The 16,424-nt window shown below is 58.3% G+C and carries 11 protein-coding genes; 6 read left to right on the forward strand and 5 right to left on the reverse strand.

The genetic code is table 11. The annotated features are described in order from the left end of the window. Positions 1–36: 36 nt before the first annotated feature. Positions 37–1,185, reverse strand: a complete 1,149-nt coding sequence (locus HPC62_RS06965; RefSeq protein WP_172354355.1) for a DUF1517 domain-containing protein — start codon at positions 1,183–1,185, stop codon at positions 37–39. A gap of 279 nt (positions 1,186–1,464) precedes the next feature. On the opposite strand from HPC62_RS06965, the gene HPC62_RS06970 reads away from it, so the two are divergent. Both HPC62_RS06970 and HPC62_RS06975 read left to right on the forward strand, forming a co-directional pair. Continuing rightward, the gene (locus HPC62_RS06970; RefSeq protein ID WP_172354356.1) at positions 1,465–1,623 is read left to right on the forward strand and encodes a hypothetical protein; all 159 of its coding nucleotides are present in this window, start codon (positions 1,465–1,467) and stop codon (positions 1,621–1,623) included. A gap of 204 nt (positions 1,624–1,827) precedes the next feature. Then, the gene (locus tag HPC62_RS06975; protein WP_172354357.1) at positions 1,828–3,255 is read left to right on the forward strand and encodes an ABC transporter substrate-binding protein; all 1,428 of its coding nucleotides are present in this window, start codon (positions 1,828–1,830) and stop codon (positions 3,253–3,255) included. 72 nt (positions 3,256–3,327) lie between these two features. On the opposite strand, the gene HPC62_RS06980 is transcribed toward HPC62_RS06975, so the two are convergent. From HPC62_RS06980 to HPC62_RS06990, 3 genes are all read right to left on the reverse strand, one after another. Then, positions 3,328–5,622 carry a peptidoglycan D,D-transpeptidase FtsI family protein gene (locus HPC62_RS06980; protein WP_172354358.1) on the reverse strand — a complete coding sequence of 765 codons (2,295 nt, stop codon included), beginning with the start codon at positions 5,620–5,622 and terminating at the stop codon, positions 3,328–3,330. A 144-nt stretch (positions 5,623–5,766) separates the two neighbouring features. Further along, entirely contained in the window at positions 5,767–6,471 is a 705-nt protein-coding gene (locus tag HPC62_RS06985) for a hypothetical protein (protein WP_172354359.1), read from the reverse strand. 844 nt (positions 6,472–7,315) lie between these two features. Next, positions 7,316–7,555: a hypothetical protein gene (locus tag HPC62_RS06990; RefSeq protein ID WP_172354360.1), complete on the reverse strand. Its 240-nt coding sequence runs from the start codon at positions 7,553–7,555 to the stop codon at positions 7,316–7,318. Between HPC62_RS06990 and HPC62_RS06995 the strand changes: the two genes are divergently transcribed. Continuing rightward, entirely contained in the window at positions 7,554–8,243 is a 690-nt protein-coding gene (locus tag HPC62_RS06995) for a hypothetical protein (RefSeq protein ID WP_172354361.1), read from the forward strand. The two genes, HPC62_RS06990 and HPC62_RS06995, sit on opposite strands and share 2 nt — an antisense overlap. Positions 8,244–8,277: 34 nt before the next feature. Here HPC62_RS06995 and HPC62_RS07000 read toward each other — a convergent pair whose 3' ends face one another. Next, positions 8,278–10,611 carry a cation:proton antiporter gene (locus HPC62_RS07000; RefSeq protein WP_172354362.1) on the reverse strand — a complete coding sequence of 778 codons (2,334 nt, stop codon included), beginning with the start codon at positions 10,609–10,611 and terminating at the stop codon, positions 8,278–8,280. A gap of 311 nt (positions 10,612–10,922) precedes the next feature. On the opposite strand from HPC62_RS07000, the gene HPC62_RS07005 reads away from it, so the two are divergent. The 3 genes from HPC62_RS07005 (at position 10,923) to HPC62_RS07015 (ending at position 16,391) form a co-directional block, all read left to right on the forward strand. Beyond that, positions 10,923–11,840, forward strand: a complete 918-nt coding sequence (locus HPC62_RS07005; RefSeq protein WP_172354363.1) for a M23 family metallopeptidase — start codon at positions 10,923–10,925, stop codon at positions 11,838–11,840. A 733-nt stretch (positions 11,841–12,573) separates the two neighbouring features. Then, positions 12,574–13,887, forward strand: a complete 1,314-nt coding sequence (locus HPC62_RS07010) for an NF041680 family putative transposase (RefSeq protein WP_172353244.1) — start codon at positions 12,574–12,576, stop codon at positions 13,885–13,887. 254 nt (positions 13,888–14,141) lie between these two features. Then, complete coding sequence (locus HPC62_RS07015; RefSeq protein ID WP_172354364.1) at positions 14,142–16,391, forward strand: hypothetical protein; 2,250 nt, start codon at positions 14,142–14,144, stop codon at positions 16,389–16,391. Positions 16,392–16,424 lie beyond the last annotated feature (33 nt).

Raw genomic sequence — 16,424 nt, forward strand, 5'->3', positions numbered from 1 at the left:
TTTATCTGATTACCGAATCCCTCGACCTGCTAGACCCTAAACCTGCACCATATCGGCATAGCCCGTCAGCAGTTCCTCGCGGCTGAGGCTGTCGGTGGGGTCTTGGGGAGTCCACAGCAGTTCGTAGATGGCGAGGTATTCGGGCGGAATGGCCCCCAGGCGGCGCAGGGCAAGCTTCAGTTCCTCGACCGTGTGGATGGGGCCAAATAGGGGGCGGTCGTCTTCTGTGCCGACAATCAGCGTCACCACGATGTAGGCGGCGGGGTCATCGTTGGGGTTGAGGTCAAGCGGCTGTCGGCGAATTTTGCCGCCCACGTTCACCAGGGTTTCGGAGGTGAATTTGCCTCGCTCTTCGATAGACCATTGTTCAAACAGGCGGGCAGCTTCCTCGCGGCTGGAAACGGTCTTGGATAGGGCGCGGGCGTGGGTCCAGTTTTCGGGCGATCGCAGCAGCACCAGCACCGTTTCTCGCAGCGCCTCCGACAGCCCTGCCTTCGTGTCGGTATTGATGCCTGCCACTAACTGGTTCAGCCGTTCCTGGATATATCGCGCCTGGGACAACAGCGCCACTTGGAGCAGCGTCACCGTCACAATGTCGTTCTCCAGTTCGCCGCGCCCCGGACGAGCCGCCGGAATGCGCGATCGCCCCGTGCGCTGCATGGCCGACATCACGGTGGAAAAAATCATCAGCCCCGCAGGCAGCAGGAAAAACAGCAGAAACAGCCCACCCCCGCCCCCGCCGCCAACGGGCGTGACATAGCCGCCGCCGGGGGCAACGATCACGGGTGGCCGATTGGACGGAATATAAATGGGGCCGGGCGGCGGATAGTAGCGCCCCGGTACGGGGAAATAGTCAGGCGAGGTGTAGCCACCGCCATAGCCCCCGGAATAGCCACCGCCAGAGTAGCCGCCGCCCGAATACCCCCCGCCGGAATAGCCGCCCCCAGCCGATCCGCCGCCCGACGGACGGTTGAATGTGCCGCCGCGATAGCGACCACCCGAAGCCGCCTCAGCGCGTCGAGCAAAGCCCTGCCGCAGGGGATTGCCCGTTAGAAACTCTCGCCCGCTTAGCCCGCCTGTCCCGTCTACGCTTAGGCCATTGACCAGCGCCAGTGCCAGCAGCGTCGTTGCGCCAAATTGAACCGTCTGGCGAATCTTGCGAAACCGGGTCATGTGTTTAGCCATGATGTTTGTCTTTGGCGAATTCTTGGCCGCGTCTAGGGCGTGTTCGTGTTTTAAAGCCTTTTGATCCCCCCTTAGCCCCCTTAAAAAAGGGGGGAACCGAGCCGAAACACTCCGGAGGTCCCCCTTAATAAGGGGGATTTAGGGGGATCGACTCAAGGCAATCAACGACCTAGAAAGTTTTAAGACACTGCCTAGCCGAGGGGAGTCAGCGAAGCGCGGAGCCTGGGATGTCTCGCATAATCCTACGAGCCAGAGAGAACGTCAAGTAATCTCAAACTAATGTCAATTCTGAATTTTAGATTGGCGATTTTAGATTACCAGCCAAAGCGTCTGGAAGCCGCTTGGGTCGGTCTTTTTATTAGGGCTTACAACGGTTACAAGCAATTTTTAGATTACCAGCCAAAGCGTCTGGAAGGCTTGCAGCGATTTTATCCGTAGCGCTTTTGGGAAGAATGGAGGTAGGCGACGATGGGCGTTGGGCAACATTCTCTACCCATGCTGCCTGCTTCCGTAGAATCGGCAGAATCGGCCGCCAATTCGTCATAGGTCTCGTAATCTGATAAGTATGAACTGATAAAAGAACGGATAAAAGAACGGATTTTACGCGGTTATCTTGCGGCTGAGTGCCCTACCCAAACGCCTATGTCTCAGAAAAATGAAACGCTTCCTCTGATTTTGTCGCTGCTGGTGACGCTGTTGCTGCTAGCAGGCGGCATTTGGTGGTTTGGCAGAAATCTGGGTTTTGGTGGCGTGGGCATCGGGCAGGGCGGTTCTCCCTCCACAAGCAGTCCAGGGCAGGGCGGCGGGGCAGGGCGTATTAGCGATCGCCTCAGCACCGGGGCGCAACTGCTGTTTCCCGAAGGAGCCTCCTCTCAGAAGCAGGCGGCCGTGCAAGCCCTGGCCAATCGAGACTATCAGGGGGCGATCGCCAACTTGGAGGCCTCCCTCCAGGCAAACCGCAACGACCCGGAGGCGCTGATCTATCTAAACAATGCCCGCATTGGGGATCAAAATTCCTACACTATTGCTGTGGCCGTCCCAACTGCCACCTCCGCAAATTCGGCTTTGGAAATCTTGCGGGGCGTGGCCCAGGCTCAGGATGAGGTGAATCGTGCAGGCGGCATCGACGGCGTGCCCGTCAAGGTGATGATTGTCAACGACGACAATAGCCCCGATGTGACTCCGCAGGTGGCGGATGCGCTGGTCAAAGATCGCTCGGTGCTGGGCGTGATTGGGCACTTTGGCAGCGATGCCACGCTGGCGGCTGCCCCGGTTTATGAAGCCGGTCGACTGGTCATGATCTCGCCCACCAGCACGTCGGTTCAGCTTTCGGGCGCAGGGCAGTACATCTTTCGCACCGTGCCGAGCGATCGCTTTACTGCTGCGGCCCTGTCTCGGCATATGCTAGAGCGGCTGCGGGTTCAGCGGGCTGCGGTTTTCTACAATTCCCAAAGCGCCTACAGCACCTCCCTCAAAAATGAATTTACGACGGCTGTCTTTAGCGATGGGGGGCAGGTTGTGGGCGAATTTGACCTGTCGGCTGCGGGGTTCGATTCGGTGGCTTCGTTTGACCAAGCTGCCCAGCAGGGTGCAGAGGTGCTGGTGCTGGCGGCCAACACAGCCACGCTCGACCCGGCGCTGCAAGTTGTGGCGATTAATCGACGGCGGCTGCCGATTTTGGGGGGCGATAGCCTTTACAATCCCCGCGTGTTGCAGGTCGGCGGCGAGTCGGCGGTGGGCATGGTGGTCGCCGTGCCGTGGATCTTGCTGGCAGACCCCAATGCGCCCTTTGTGCGCTCCTCGCGGCAATATTGGGGGGGTGACGTGAACTGGCGCACCGCTATGGCCTACGATGCGGCGATCGCCCTTATAAGGGCCATTTCTATTGGCAAAACCAATCGCGCTGCCATTGCGGAATCTCTGCGCTCCAACGCTGATACCATTGAAGGGGCGACGGGTGTGGTGCGGTTCCTACCATCGGGCGATCGCAACCAGGCCATGCAGCTCGTGGAAATCGTCCCCAGTCAGTCCCAGTTTGGGTATAGCTTTTATCCCGTGTCTCAGCCGTGAAGGGGAATGGACGCGCCATTTGCGCCACTCACATTTGCGCCACTCATTATTGCGCTACTGCTCCACATTGCGCTACTGCTCCACGACCGTCGTATCCGGAGCCTTGCTGGGAGAAATCAGGTCAATGCGGATCAGCGCTTCCATCACGTCGCGGGCGATGGGCGCGGCAACGGTGGAGCCGTAGGCATTGTCGCCCTGGGGTTCATCGATGACCACCAGCACCGCATAGCGGGGAGCCTCAACCGGAAACAGGCTGACGAAGCTGGTGATTCGGGCAACGTTGTCGTAGCCGCCCGTGGCGCTGGCTTTTTGAGCCGTCCCCGTTTTGCCAGCAATGCGATAGCCAGGAATTTGGGCGGGCGTGCCTGTGCCTTCTTCGACGGCCTTTTCCATCATGCCCAGCACGGCCTGCGCCGTTTCACGCGAGAAAACCTGCTTGGGCGGCGCGTATTGGGGCTGCCAGTGGAGCTTGCCGCTGCTGTCAAAGAGGCCTTCGACGACGTGGGGCGTGACCAGGAAACCGCCGTTGGCGATCGCCCCTTGCAGCCGCAGCAGTTGCACCGGGGTCAGGCTAAAGCCTTGCCCAAAAGCAGTCACTGCCACCTCCACCGGATCGCCTAGGAACTGATCCCGTTTTTTCACCTGGCCGGCTGTTTCAAACGGCAGATCGATCCCCGTGGGCTTGGCCAGTTCGATCTTTGCCAGCCAGTCGTAATAAATCTCTGGCTTCAGCGTTTGCATGATTCGCACCATGCCGACGTTGCTAGAGTGGGCGACGATTTCCCCGACGGTTTGGGAACCCCGCGCCGCGCCGTCGCTGTTCTGAATCGGCCAAGGGCCGATGTAGATTCGCCCTTCGTCATAGAAGCTGTCGTTGGGGCGGACGGTGCCGGCTTCTAGGGCGATCGCCACGTTGATTGGCTTGAAGGTTGAACCCGGCTCGTAGGGATCGGTCAGCAGCCAGTTGCGGAGCTGATCCATCGGGTAGGTGTAGTACTGGTTGGGGTCAAAGGATGGCTCTATTGCCATCACTCGCAGCGCCCCCGTCTGTACCTCCATCACTAGCACCGCGCCCCGCTTTGCGCTAAACTCAGCCATTTTTTGTTTAAGCGCTTTGCGAGCAGCTTGCTGGAGCCGTCGATCAACCGTGATTTTTAGCCGCAGGTCGTCCTGTTTCAGCATATAGTTGGGAATTTCGCCAGGCTTAACGAGATCCTGTCCGCGGCGCAAAAAGCGAGCCACTTGGTTCGACCGCTCCAGGGCCGCCCGCTGGGTATACTCCACACCCGCCTGCGCTTCTCGATCTAGATTGACATAGCCCACTACCTCCGCCAGTAGGTCTTGCTGCGGGTAGAAGCGCTGCTGTCGGGGAAGCAGTTCTAGCCCGTCCAGCCGCAGGGCCCGAATCCGGTCGGCGGCATCTTCCGAGAGTCCGAAGGTAACCTCGATGCCGCTGTCCTGCTCGTCGAACAGATTAGCCAAATCTACCGAGGACTGGTTGAGGATGGGGGCGATCGCCTCGGCCACCTCATCCTTGGACTTTTTGAACAGCTTGGGATGGGCGTAGAGCATGTAAACCAGCCGATCCACCGCCAGCGACGTACCCTGATGATCGACAATTGGGCGGCGCGGCAAAATCGGCTGCAACCTCACCGTCTGCTGAGCTTGGGCGCGGCTGGACAAGACATCTGCCTGAAGCACCTGCAAGCGAAACAGATTGGCCGTCAGCCCGATTGCGCCAAGGGTCAACACGCCCCACACCAATAGCATCCGCGCCGCTGAGGGATGGCTGGCGGGATCGACCCGATGCAGACGCACAGACTTCGACGCTGGGCGAACCGCCGATCGAGGGGCTGTCTGCCGTTTCCCCCGCTGGGGGCGCGATCCCGACGGGTTCACACGGGGTTGGGGGAATCGAGCAGAACGGCCCGGACTTGCTGGACCAGGTGTTCTCTGACGGGGCGATCGCCCCTGGGACGCACCCCCCAGAGATGCACCCCCCAGAGATGCGCCTGCCAGAGATGGGCCCGCCAGCGATGCACGCCGCAACGGCCGCTGAGGCGATACGACTGAACGGGCCGTCCGCTGGGCAGCAGACCGAGTTGCCCCTTGTCCGGGAGATTTGCGAAGCGATCCCTGTGGGAATCGCCCCTCGCCCAGATCATGGAGAACCTGCCAGGCTGCGTTCAGCGATCGCCCCCACTGTCGCAGCAGGCGGCGGACAGAGACGGCAGGAGAACGACGGGGCGGATTGGTAGCTGGTCGTCCCGTCGTCTTTGCAGGTTTACTTGCAGGACTAGAAGAACGCTTACCAGCCGCACGCTGGGATCGTCGAAGACCAGAGGGTGGGGGAACCGATTGGGTCATGACAATGCCAAAAAATACTGAGCCAAAAAATACTGACAAAACACTGAAAATGAAAATGCCCTGTTGGGACGGGAAGCCAGATTGCATCAGCCTGAGTCTGTCCAGCGATCCCGCGCCAACCCAAGTCGCCTTGGCTCATATCGGCTAATAGGCCATTGGCACTTCTGCGGGCAGGGGTGCAGCAGGCTCCGAGGCTGGACTTTGGACTGGGCTTTGGGCAGGAGCGGGCGACGGTGCAGGCAGGAAAATCGCGCTTTCGGGCGTGGGCAAGATCAGCCCAGAGTCGGGGCGCTCAGCCTGGTTTGCGAGATGCTGCCGCAGGGTTTCGCTGGCTGCCGTTAGCTGGCGTTCTTGTCGTTCTAGCGCTTGCATCCGGTCAAATTCGCCGCGCCAGAGATGCTGGATATAGACCGTCCAGCCGTACATTGCGAAACTCAGCGTCACCAGCCCTGTGGTAATCACTGTCGAGGCCCGCTGCGTCCGCAACAGCTGATTGAGCCAGCGCGGTTTTCGAGCCACCGGAATGGACTGAACCACTGGGCGATCGCCCTGCCGCTGCGCCGATCGAGCCAGCCGCCGCGCAGTTCGTTGAAGCCTCGGCGGCGGATTGAGGGAAGCAGGCTGGAGTGTTGCCCCAGATCGGGGTGACGCAATCAACTCCACTGGCGGCGATTTTCGGACAGGACGCGGAGGCAGCGGAGCCAGTTCTCCCTGCTGGGGAAATGGGGCAAGCTTGCCACCGCTATGGGCCGATGCTGCGTCAAACCGCCTGGAAATTGGACGACGGGCCGTTTGAGTAGGCACAGGAGGGCGACGGCTTCTGGCAGGAGGACGGGGTGCAGCGGTCATAACTCAAGTACAGGCGATCCAAGCGCGGCGTTGTTCCAATCATAGTGGAAGAATTCGGGAGCGGAACAAGCCCCACTCAAGAAAATCTCCCTGCATCTCTCTAAAAATTCCATTCCGAAAATCGCGATTCTGACTCTGTGACTCCAAGCTTTGCCTTTGAGCCTGACTGCCTGACACATCTCTGGAAACCCCTGATTTCTCGTAGGGGACGCTGGCCCAAAAGCTCCTCTGACCAAGCCCTCCGGCTCCAACTCAGGAGCTATGGGCTTCGATCCCAAGACAACGAATTTTCTGGGCTTTCGGGACTTGTGTCAGGCAACCAGCCTTTGAGCTGTTACTTTGAGCATTACTTTGAGTTGTTACAAAGTTCGACGCGACATTCATCAATCTTGCTAAGAGTTGCTATACCTAAGATATGGTGTGTGGAATTTGCTCAGTAGCACACTCGCAGACGGTCTTCATTTTCTCCGTTACCTCTGAATCTATTGCCTTCGATTTGATCTGTTGCCTTTGATCCTCAGGTCTTAGAAGCTTTAGGTTCAGAGGCTATTCGTCCTTACCGCCTGTCACCCTGCTGCTTCCTTTCAGTTGCTTAAAGTCTGACAAAGGTTTTTGCCGAAAATCTAACAGACTAATAGAGAGGATTCACGCGCTTGAAATTAGTGCTTAAGGTTTGAAAGATTGCTCACGGATTGCTCACAGGCTGTGCCTGCCAGAAATCATTCAATCGTGTTAGGTCTAACAAACCCTAAAGCCTGAGTACACCTGAGCTTTTGCTCCAAGTGGGTTGAACCTGTATGGGTTTGAACCCGGCATTCTTGTACTTTTTATTAACCCAATTTGTTTAATCCAACTGGACAAATCGTTGATGCTGGGACTGGATTTGGATCAGGTTCAAGCAGCGATTTGATTGCAGCCCCATGCTGACACTTGTGCTAACAAGTGCTTGCGGCGCTGGGTTAAAACAGGCAATCATCCGGACTTCTCTATTGAATTGTGATTCAGCAGTTTGCTCCTTTTTTAAGGAATTGCCTTTTTGAATTGCCTTTTTGAAAACACCGTTTTTGAGTTGCTTGCCCACCATGAACCAACCGCCTGTCCAGCTTGACCCGATCGACAGCCCCTTTCCCGTCCCCTGGAACTGGGTGCTGACGACCCAAACCGAAGCGCCAGCCGCCAGTCTACACACCTATCGCACGTCGGCGCTGCTGTCGCCAGATGGTCAGTACATCGCCTATAGCCGATTGCAAATGCAGGTCGGCACGGATATCAGCCGCAGCCGGGTCAGCAGCGCCCTGTTTGTGGAAAATTTGCAGACCCGCGAGCTGCGAACCGTATCGCCGACTTCGCCCCTGTCGAATAATCCTTTTGCTGAGCAGGGTGAGTCGGATCTGGCGGGCAGTATTGCGATCGCCATTCCAATTGCCTGGTCAGAAACGGGCGATCGCCTCCTGTGTCGAGAGTTTGAATCGCGCTTTGCTGCCAGCCATGCATCGGACTATGCCGTGGTGTGGGAGCAGTTTTCGGGCAATGTCTACACGCTTGCGCCCAGCTTTGTGAACTATACCAATGCAGTGTTGCTGGGCTGGAGTCAGCAATATCCTGATCGAGCGCTGTTTCGCTGCTGCAATTTGGGCGATCCCGAAGTTCACTACTGCACGGTCGATCTGCGGGGACGAACGCACGTCGCCACGGAAGATCAGCCTCTGACCTTTGGGCTGATCAAGACGCATCTCTGGGCGGGGCCGCAGGTTAGCTCACGGGCCAGCTAGGGTTCAACCGCGTTGAACTGCAACTGCGCTTGATTTAAGAAGCCTCGCGATCGCCCCGTGGGACGGTATCCATCACCGGGACACTGAGCGTGGGCGGAGACAGCGCAGGCAAGATGGGCGAGGCGGCAGTGATCCACTGGTAGGCGTGGTTGAGGTGATAGAGCGTGCCGCAGAGCAACAGGCGATCGCCCGCCTGAATTTCAATGGAGCCGTCGGGAAAGCGGATGAACTGTCCCTCTCGGCGCACCGCCTGCACTTGCACAGCGTAGGTCTGCGTCAAATCCAGGTCGCCCAGGGTCTGCCCCGCTAGCGGACTGGCATCGGGTACGGCAACCCACTGGCAGGAGAGGTCTTTGGCGGGCACGGGCACTTCCCCGGTGGCCAGATCCTTGAAGGTGGCAATTTCTGACGCATCGCCCACCAGCAGCAGGCGATCGCCCGATTGCAGAACGGTTTGCGCGTCGGGATAGTCGATGCGATCGCCCTCTCGCCGCTGAATCGCCATCAGGCTCACGCCTGCAATCCGCCGCAGGTCTGCCTCTTCGAGCGTCATACCCGTCAGCGGAGACTGGTCAGGCAGGGCATACCACCTGCTGTTCATGTCCTGTGTGGCGGCCTGGAGATCGCGAGATACGTCTTTGGAATCCTGCTGGGGGCGCAGTTCTCGATAGTGGCTATTGCGAATTTCGGTTACTTCCTGAAGCACCTCGGTCGTGGATCGCCCTGTGCCAATGAGCAGGTGCGCCGAAAGCTCCAGGCTGGCCTCAAACTCTGGCTGCACGACTTCTCGCGCCCCAAGCTGATACAGCAGTTCAATGTCTTTGTCCTGCGCGGCGCGAACCACCACGTCTAAATCGGGCGCTAGTTCGAGCGCTCGCTTCAGGCAAAGGCGTGTACTCATGGCATCCGGCAGGGCGATCGCCATCCCCCGCGCCTGCTCTACGCCCGCCGCCGTCATTACATGCACACTGGCCGCATTGCCATAGACATAGGGAATCTGCTCCTCTCGCAGTTTCTGAATCCGCTGCTCCGACTGGTCAATCACCACCACGGGGTAGTTGTTCTCCCGCAGCAGGCGGACGATGGTGCGACCCACCCGCCCATAGCCACAGACCACGACGTGATCTTTTTGCGGCAGCGCCTCGGAAATCTCCTGGGGGCCTTCGCCGCCCTCCAGCCAGTTGCGAAGCGCCGGAACCGACTCTGCCCAGGCAAACACTTTGGGCACCAGCCGCAGCACAAACGGCGTAAACACCAGCGTGACCGCGGTCGTGCCCAAAATCAGCAGATACACCCGGCGCGACACCAGACCCAGCACCTGCCCTTTGCTTGCCAGCACGAAGGAAAATTCGCCAATCTGCGCCAGCCCCAGGCCGGTGATCAGCGCTGTCTTCAGCGGATAGCGAAAGGCGCGAACCAGGGGCGCAATAATTAAAAACTTGCCAACAAAGACCAGCGCCACCAGCCCCAAAATTAGCTCCAGATTCTCCCAAATGAAGCGGGGATCGATCAACATGCCCACGGCTGCAAAAAACAGCGTGGCGAAGATATCTCGAATCGGCTCTACGTAGGTGAGGGTCTGGTCGGCGTATTCCACCTCAGAGATCATCAGACCCGCGATGAACGCGCCCATCTCAATCGACAGCCCCAGATACTCCGTCAGTAGGGCAATGCCCAAACACAGCGCCACCACGCCCAGCAGAAACAGTTCGCGGCTTTCGGTGCGGGCTAGCAGGCGCAGCAGCGGTGGAATTAGCCAGATCCCAGCGGCGATCGCCCCGCCCGCAATCATCGCGGTCTTCAGCAGCGCCACGCCCACCGCCGCGCCAATTTCGCCCGATGGAGCCTCCAGCGCAGGCAGCACTGCCAGCATCAACCCCAAGGCCAAATCCTGCACCACCAAAATACCCAGCATGACGCGCCCATGCAGGGTTTCGGTTTCGTTGCGCTCCATCAAGCACTTCAGCACGACCGCCGTGGAAGACAGAGACAGAATCGAGCCGAGGAAAATGCCCTGCGTCGGCGAGGTGACCCAGCCAATGCCAACTGACACCAGCGCCGTAATGCCAATCGTAGACAGAATTTGCAGCGCCCCACCGCCAAGGCTAATGGCCTGCACCTTCCGCAGTTCGTTTAGCGAAAACTCCACCCCCAGCGCAAACAGCAAAAACGCCGCGCCAAACTGGGCCAGCGTTTCCACCTGGATCAGTTCCTTCACCAGCCCTAGCCCTGCAGGCCCGACGATTGCCCCACCCAGCAGGTATCCCAGCAGTACGGGCTGTCGCAGAAGCGCCGCCAGCAGACCACCCCCGGCTGCCGCCGCCAGCACCACGACTAAATCCACAATGAGACGAAAATCTTCTTGCACGGACTGAAGGGTTCCTCGTGTGTTCGAGTGTGTCTGAGTTCTTAACCTAATACTCAGAAAAATAAAAAACTTAACCTTCTTTCACTTTAAGGCAATCTCCGATTTCGCGGAACGGCGATCGCCCAATGCCCACAGATTCCTAATGCAGATTTCTAACATCTTTCTAAGATCGCTTTAGACGGAGCCTTTTGGCATGGCTTCTAAGACTCTGGGATCAGCCAGACGCAATCTTTTTAGACTCGGACTTAGACTTGGACGGGCGATCGATGGTAACCTTCTGGGCAACCACTGTCGAGTTTTAGCGCCTTGCCATGACTCCTCTCTTCAAAGTCCGGTCGCTTTCGGTAACCGCAGCCTTTCGCAAGCTCCGTCAGGGCCGTCAGATGCTTCTGGGGGCTGGGCTAGGGGCGATCGCCCTGCTCATCCTTCTAATCGCGCCTGCCCAGGCAACCGATTTGCAAATCGCGCCGACCAATCCCCGCCTGGGAGATACCATCGCCGTTGTGCTGCGGCCCACGGTTCCTGGTGAGGTCGCACCCACTGTGACGATGGACGGCACGGCCTATCCCGTGTTTCCACTGAGTGGAAATCGCTATCGGGCGCTGCTGCCCACCACGCCGCTCGACCGGCCGGGGCGCAAGGTGATCCAGGTGTCGGGTATGGGGGAACCGCGAAATGTGGCGATCACGCTGCGCGATCGCTCGTTTCCTGTGCAGCGGATTCGGGTGCGAGGCGGCGGCTCTGGCGGCACCGAGTACGAGTTTTCTCGCGTGGATGCGCTAAAGCAAATCGTATCGCCGGAGAAATACTGGCGTGGCGCATTTGCGCGTCCCGCCAGTGGACGGGTGAGTTCAGAATATGGCGTGCGGCGCTACTATAATGGCGTGTTTGCCGAGAACTACTATCATCGCGGCGTGGACTATGCAGGTGGGCAGGGTTCACCCGTGGTGGCTCCGGCGGCGGGACGGGTGGTGCTGGTGGGGCGCGTAGAGGATGGCTTTGTGCTGCACGGCAACTCGGTTGGGATTGACCACGGCCAGGGCGTTAGCAGCATCTTCATCCACCTTAGCCGCATCGACGTGCGGGAGGGCGACTTTGTGCAGCCGGGCCAGCGAATTGGGGCGATCGGCGCGACGGGTTCTGCGACCGGGCCCAACTTGCACTGGGGGCTGTTTGTCAATGGCAAGTCCGTCGATCCGGTGCCCTGGCGCAATCAGGGGTTTGAATAGTCCTGCCGTGCAGCCTGATTTTCTGCAAAATTGACCAGAAAATTGGCGAGATTGGCCTCGTTTTCTCCGGATAGGCTGCCCTGAACTCTGAAGCTATAGGTAGATGCACCCTGATTGAACCCTCCGGCTTCGGCCGGGGGTTTCTTTCTTTTTATGAGGTTTTTGTAGGGTTTTTACAGGATTTTTGCAGGATTTTTGTGGACGTTCCGGTGGCAATTTGCGGTGTTCAAGTAGCAGATTTCAAGGCAAATTTCAGAACATGAAAAAAGGCTGACCCAATGAGCCAGCCCCTACCATGTTTGATGACGTTGTCTTTTTAGCTTGGAGAAAACCCGAACTGCGCGTTCCCAATTCGTGCAGAAGGGCGTGAGAATACAGCCGGAAACATTCCGAGCAGTCTGCCCTGAAATAAGCTATCCCAAACAGGCTATCTCAAAACAGGCACGGAATATTTCGCTTTCCTCCCTATAGGAGATTGTAACAAGAGACACAGCAATTTTGTTATAAAACTTTACGCCAATCCCTGCCTTTAGACATAACCCTACTTAATCAATGGACGAGTGAATCGGTGAGAAGCCGGTTTGTAAGGGCGATCGCCCTCTCCAAAGCGCTTCTCCAGGCTTAAGCCCTGTGAACAAAGTTTCTTTAGTTTGGACTAATGGTGAAGAGGAAGGCAGTCAATGAGAAGCACCGACTGCCGTAAGGTCAATGAAGTACAACCAACATTGACCCCATGATTTTCAACGAACTTCAGCAATTTCGCCAAACGTTGTATGCCAGCTTGGGAAACGCCAGAGATGCCCTGTTTGATCTGATGGATGCCGTGTTAGTGAGTGCGTGCATCGTGTCGTTTGTGAGGCTATCGCAGAGTCCTGTCTTTCGTCGCCAGTGGTCGAGCACCTATGAAGCGTTGCGCGATAGCCGCCTACCCCGATCAAAGGTGCTGAAGCTGTTGGTGCAGCAGATACCGACTCAGCAGCAACCGTTGTTGGCAGGTGATGCGAGTCGGTGGAACCGTCCTGCTGCCAGGCGTTTGAAAGACCGCACCTTATCAGGCAGAACAGGACATGCCCCGATAGCCGGACAAAACTACAGTACCTTAGCCTGGATTGCTGAAGACAGGGGCAGTTGGGCATTACCATTGCGGCATGAGCGCATCACCAGCTTTGAAACACCCGCCAGTAAAGCGGCATTCCAACTCAAACAAGTGACTCGGCAGTTAGCGGTGCGTCCGTTGGCGATCTACGACCGAGGGTACGGCAATGCCAGTTTTGTCAACCAAACGGCAGGGATTGAGGCAGACTTGCTGCTGCGGGTTACATCCAATCGATGTGTCTATGGCGCGCCCCCAGCGTATCGAGGGCGAGGCGCACCTGCCAAGCATGGACATAAGATGAAACTCAATGACCCTGACACTTGGAGTGTCCCGGTCGAAACCGTTGAAGTCGATGATCCCAACTGGGGACGAGTGCGGGTCAGTCGTTGGAGTGCATACCATTTCCGCAAATCCCCCAAACGGGCAATGGAAGTGTTGCGCGTGGAGGTGCTGGAGACACAGAGCAGCACGCGACGCTTGGCTCCTTTGTGGTTAGTTTGGCTGGGTGAGCAGATGCCTCCGTTAGAAACCCTGTGGTTGCACTACCTCCGTCGCTTTGCCATTGAACACTGGTATCGCTTTGCCAAGCAGAGGCTATATTGGACACATCCCCAGTTCAGTTCTGTATCGGCAACCGAACAGTGGAGCAGCCTGATGCCGTTGCTCAGTTGGCAGTTGTGGTTAGCGCGAAAGGACTGTACTGACCACCCCTTGCCCTGGCAGGCACCGCAAGAAACGTTGACTCCGGGTCGGGTCGCACAAGCGTTTGCAGGCATTTTGGCAGCGATTGGCACCCCTGCTCCTGCGCCTAAACCTCGTGGTAAATCGCCAGGACGAGGCAAGGGGCACAAGCCAACTCCTCGTCCCTGCTATCCGATGGTCAAAAAACGAGCCTCGAAACGCAAGACATCCGAACAATCCCTGAACAGTCCGGTTGCAACAGCAGCTTAACTGCGAGCAGGATTGTATCCAATTCCTTAAGTTCAACTGTTATGAACGGTTGAGCAGATTCTTTATGGCATCCTGTTGAGCATTATTGTGATGCCAGTTAGTCCAAACTAAAGTTTGAACGTTGAGATGAAAATGGATTTGGCAATGTCTGTACAGCTTCTATGAAGAAACTTTCGATTTTTAGTCATCATTTATTCCCTATGCGATCGCCCTTTTTTCAATCCTCTAGATGGCTCAAGTCCAGCGGATTTTTGTTGATTTTAGTGTTTGGAAACTTGCACCAATTTGCCCTTGCTCCAGCGCAGGCACAGCCACAGCCCACCCGCGCCATGACTGGGTTTTGTTTGCAAGAGCAGGACACAGAGAGCGATCGCCACTTTTTTAGCCGGATGCGCCGCCTGGAAGCAGATTTGGCAGCCGAACGGCTGGAGTCCGCCAGCGACCAGATGACTGCCCTGCTGAAGTTGGCTGGCAGCCTGCCCGCACCCCAAAAAGCGCTGCGTCTGGCGGGCTTGATTACCGAAGAACCGGGCTATAACCCCAATCCCTGGCGAACCCTGATCGAGAAGGCTGACGAGCGCGACCAGCCCGGTCTGGTGTTGCCGATGCTGGCAGAAGCCGTGCGGGAAACCCGGACGTTGGGAGCAGGCTACAGCTTTTTGAAATCGCAAACCCTGCTGGCGATCGCCCGTGCTTATCTGGCGCTAGACCAGTTGGAGGCGGCGGGGGCAACGCTGGAACTGGCGGCTCGGGCAGTGCAGACAGTGCAAGGCGACGAATTTAAGGTCAATGCGCTAGTGCCGATTGCCGATGCGGCGGTATCGGCCGGACGGGTAGACCGGGCGATCGCGCTGCTGAATCAGGCAAACCGTCACGCCAGCGCCATTGTTCACCCCAACCCAACCCGCCGCCGCAGCGCCCTGGCCAAAGTCGCGGCCAGCTATGCCAAAGCCGGACAGATTACACTGGCGCAGCAAATTGCCCAGCGCCTTACTGACGTGCCCTATGCCCAGGGGCAGGCCAAGCTGGAGATTGTGCGGATGCAACTGACGCAAAGCCAGTGGGAGTCTGCGGCGGCCACAGCCCGGAGCATTGCCGACCCCAGCGCGAGGGCGATCGCCCTGGCCGAAGTCGCCAGTGCCTACACCGCCCGCAACCTGACCGGGGGCGAGGCCCTGTTTCAGGAAGCCGTGACCGTTGCAAAATCAGTCAATGATACCGAATTCACGCTAGAAACCGTGGTCAACACCTACGCGGGCGTTCGCATCGACCCGGCGCTGGCGGTGGCGCAGGCAATGACGGATGCCGAGAAGCGATCGAGCGTGCTGACCAACCTGGCGCTGCAACTCTGGGGACAGCAGCAGACAGACCAAGCAGCCGCCGTGATGCAGCAGGTGGAGACTGCACTACGGCAGGTTCCGTCCGATTGGCAAGCCTTTCAGGTTCGCCACCTGGTGCAGCGGGCGATCGCCGTTTCGGCCTATGACCCTGCCATCCGCATCGCCACTGCGCCAACCGATCCTTTTCTGGCGGGCGATCGCGATATCGTTCTCTTGCTGATTGTGCAGCGGGCTGCCGAACGACAAGCCCTGGCCGCCGCAGACCAGGCATGGATGAGCATTGCGCCAGAAAATCTGGAGATTCGCAGTCAGGCTATGATGGCGCTGGCAACAGCCTATGTGAATGCGAACCAGGCAGACCGGGCACTGGAATTGCGTCAGGCGGTTCACCCAACCGATGGGCTAACGCAGGTGCGGCTGACGGCGGCGATCGCTCGTCAACTCCTGCTCACGGGCAATATTGACCCCGCCACGGACTTATTTAACGAGGCACGAACCACTGCCGCCGGGCTAGCGACCCCGATCGATCGCCTGCAAGCAGCCTCAGCGGTGGCGCTGGAAGTGGCCAATGCCCGCCAGCCTGTAGATCCGTCCATGCTCAACCTGGTTCGGCGCAGCGCAGTTGAAATCAACGACTTTTCCACCAGCAGCTATTATCTATGGTCGCTAGTGGAGCAAACCGTGGCCCTGCGCCATTTCGATCTGGCCTTGCAGCTTGCCCTGGCCACGCCCGACCCCGACCGCCGGGAGATGTCGCTGGGAACGGTGGCAGAGGCCGCCCTGCGGGACGGGCACACAGATCAGGTGCTAAAGGTCATCGACCAGAGCCGCACGCCCGAAATCCGCGTTGGGTTGCTGCTGTCTTTGGTGGAGCGGGCCCGCCAGGACGGCCAGCCGCAAGAGGCGATCGCCTACCTCGCTCGCGCCCTAGAACTCGCCCGCACGATTCCCGACCCCGAAATCCGCACCTTCACCTTTGGCAATGAAGGCGGCACAGTTGTAGACGACGACCGCGATCGCGCCAGCGCCTACGAGGCGATTGCCATCCACTATGCCCAACTGGCTCGTCAGGCAGAGGCGCTGCGAGTGGCCGGGCTGATTCAACATCCTCAAGAGCGCGATCGCGTCAGGCGGCGGGTGCTGTGCTACGAGACGCGGACGTAGCGGGGTTCAATCTGTTCAATCGACTAGCTCAAT

The organism is Thermoleptolyngbya sichuanensis A183, assembly GCF_013177315.1.
Lineage (GTDB): Bacteria > Cyanobacteriota > Cyanobacteriia > Elainellales > Elainellaceae > Thermoleptolyngbya > Thermoleptolyngbya sichuanensis.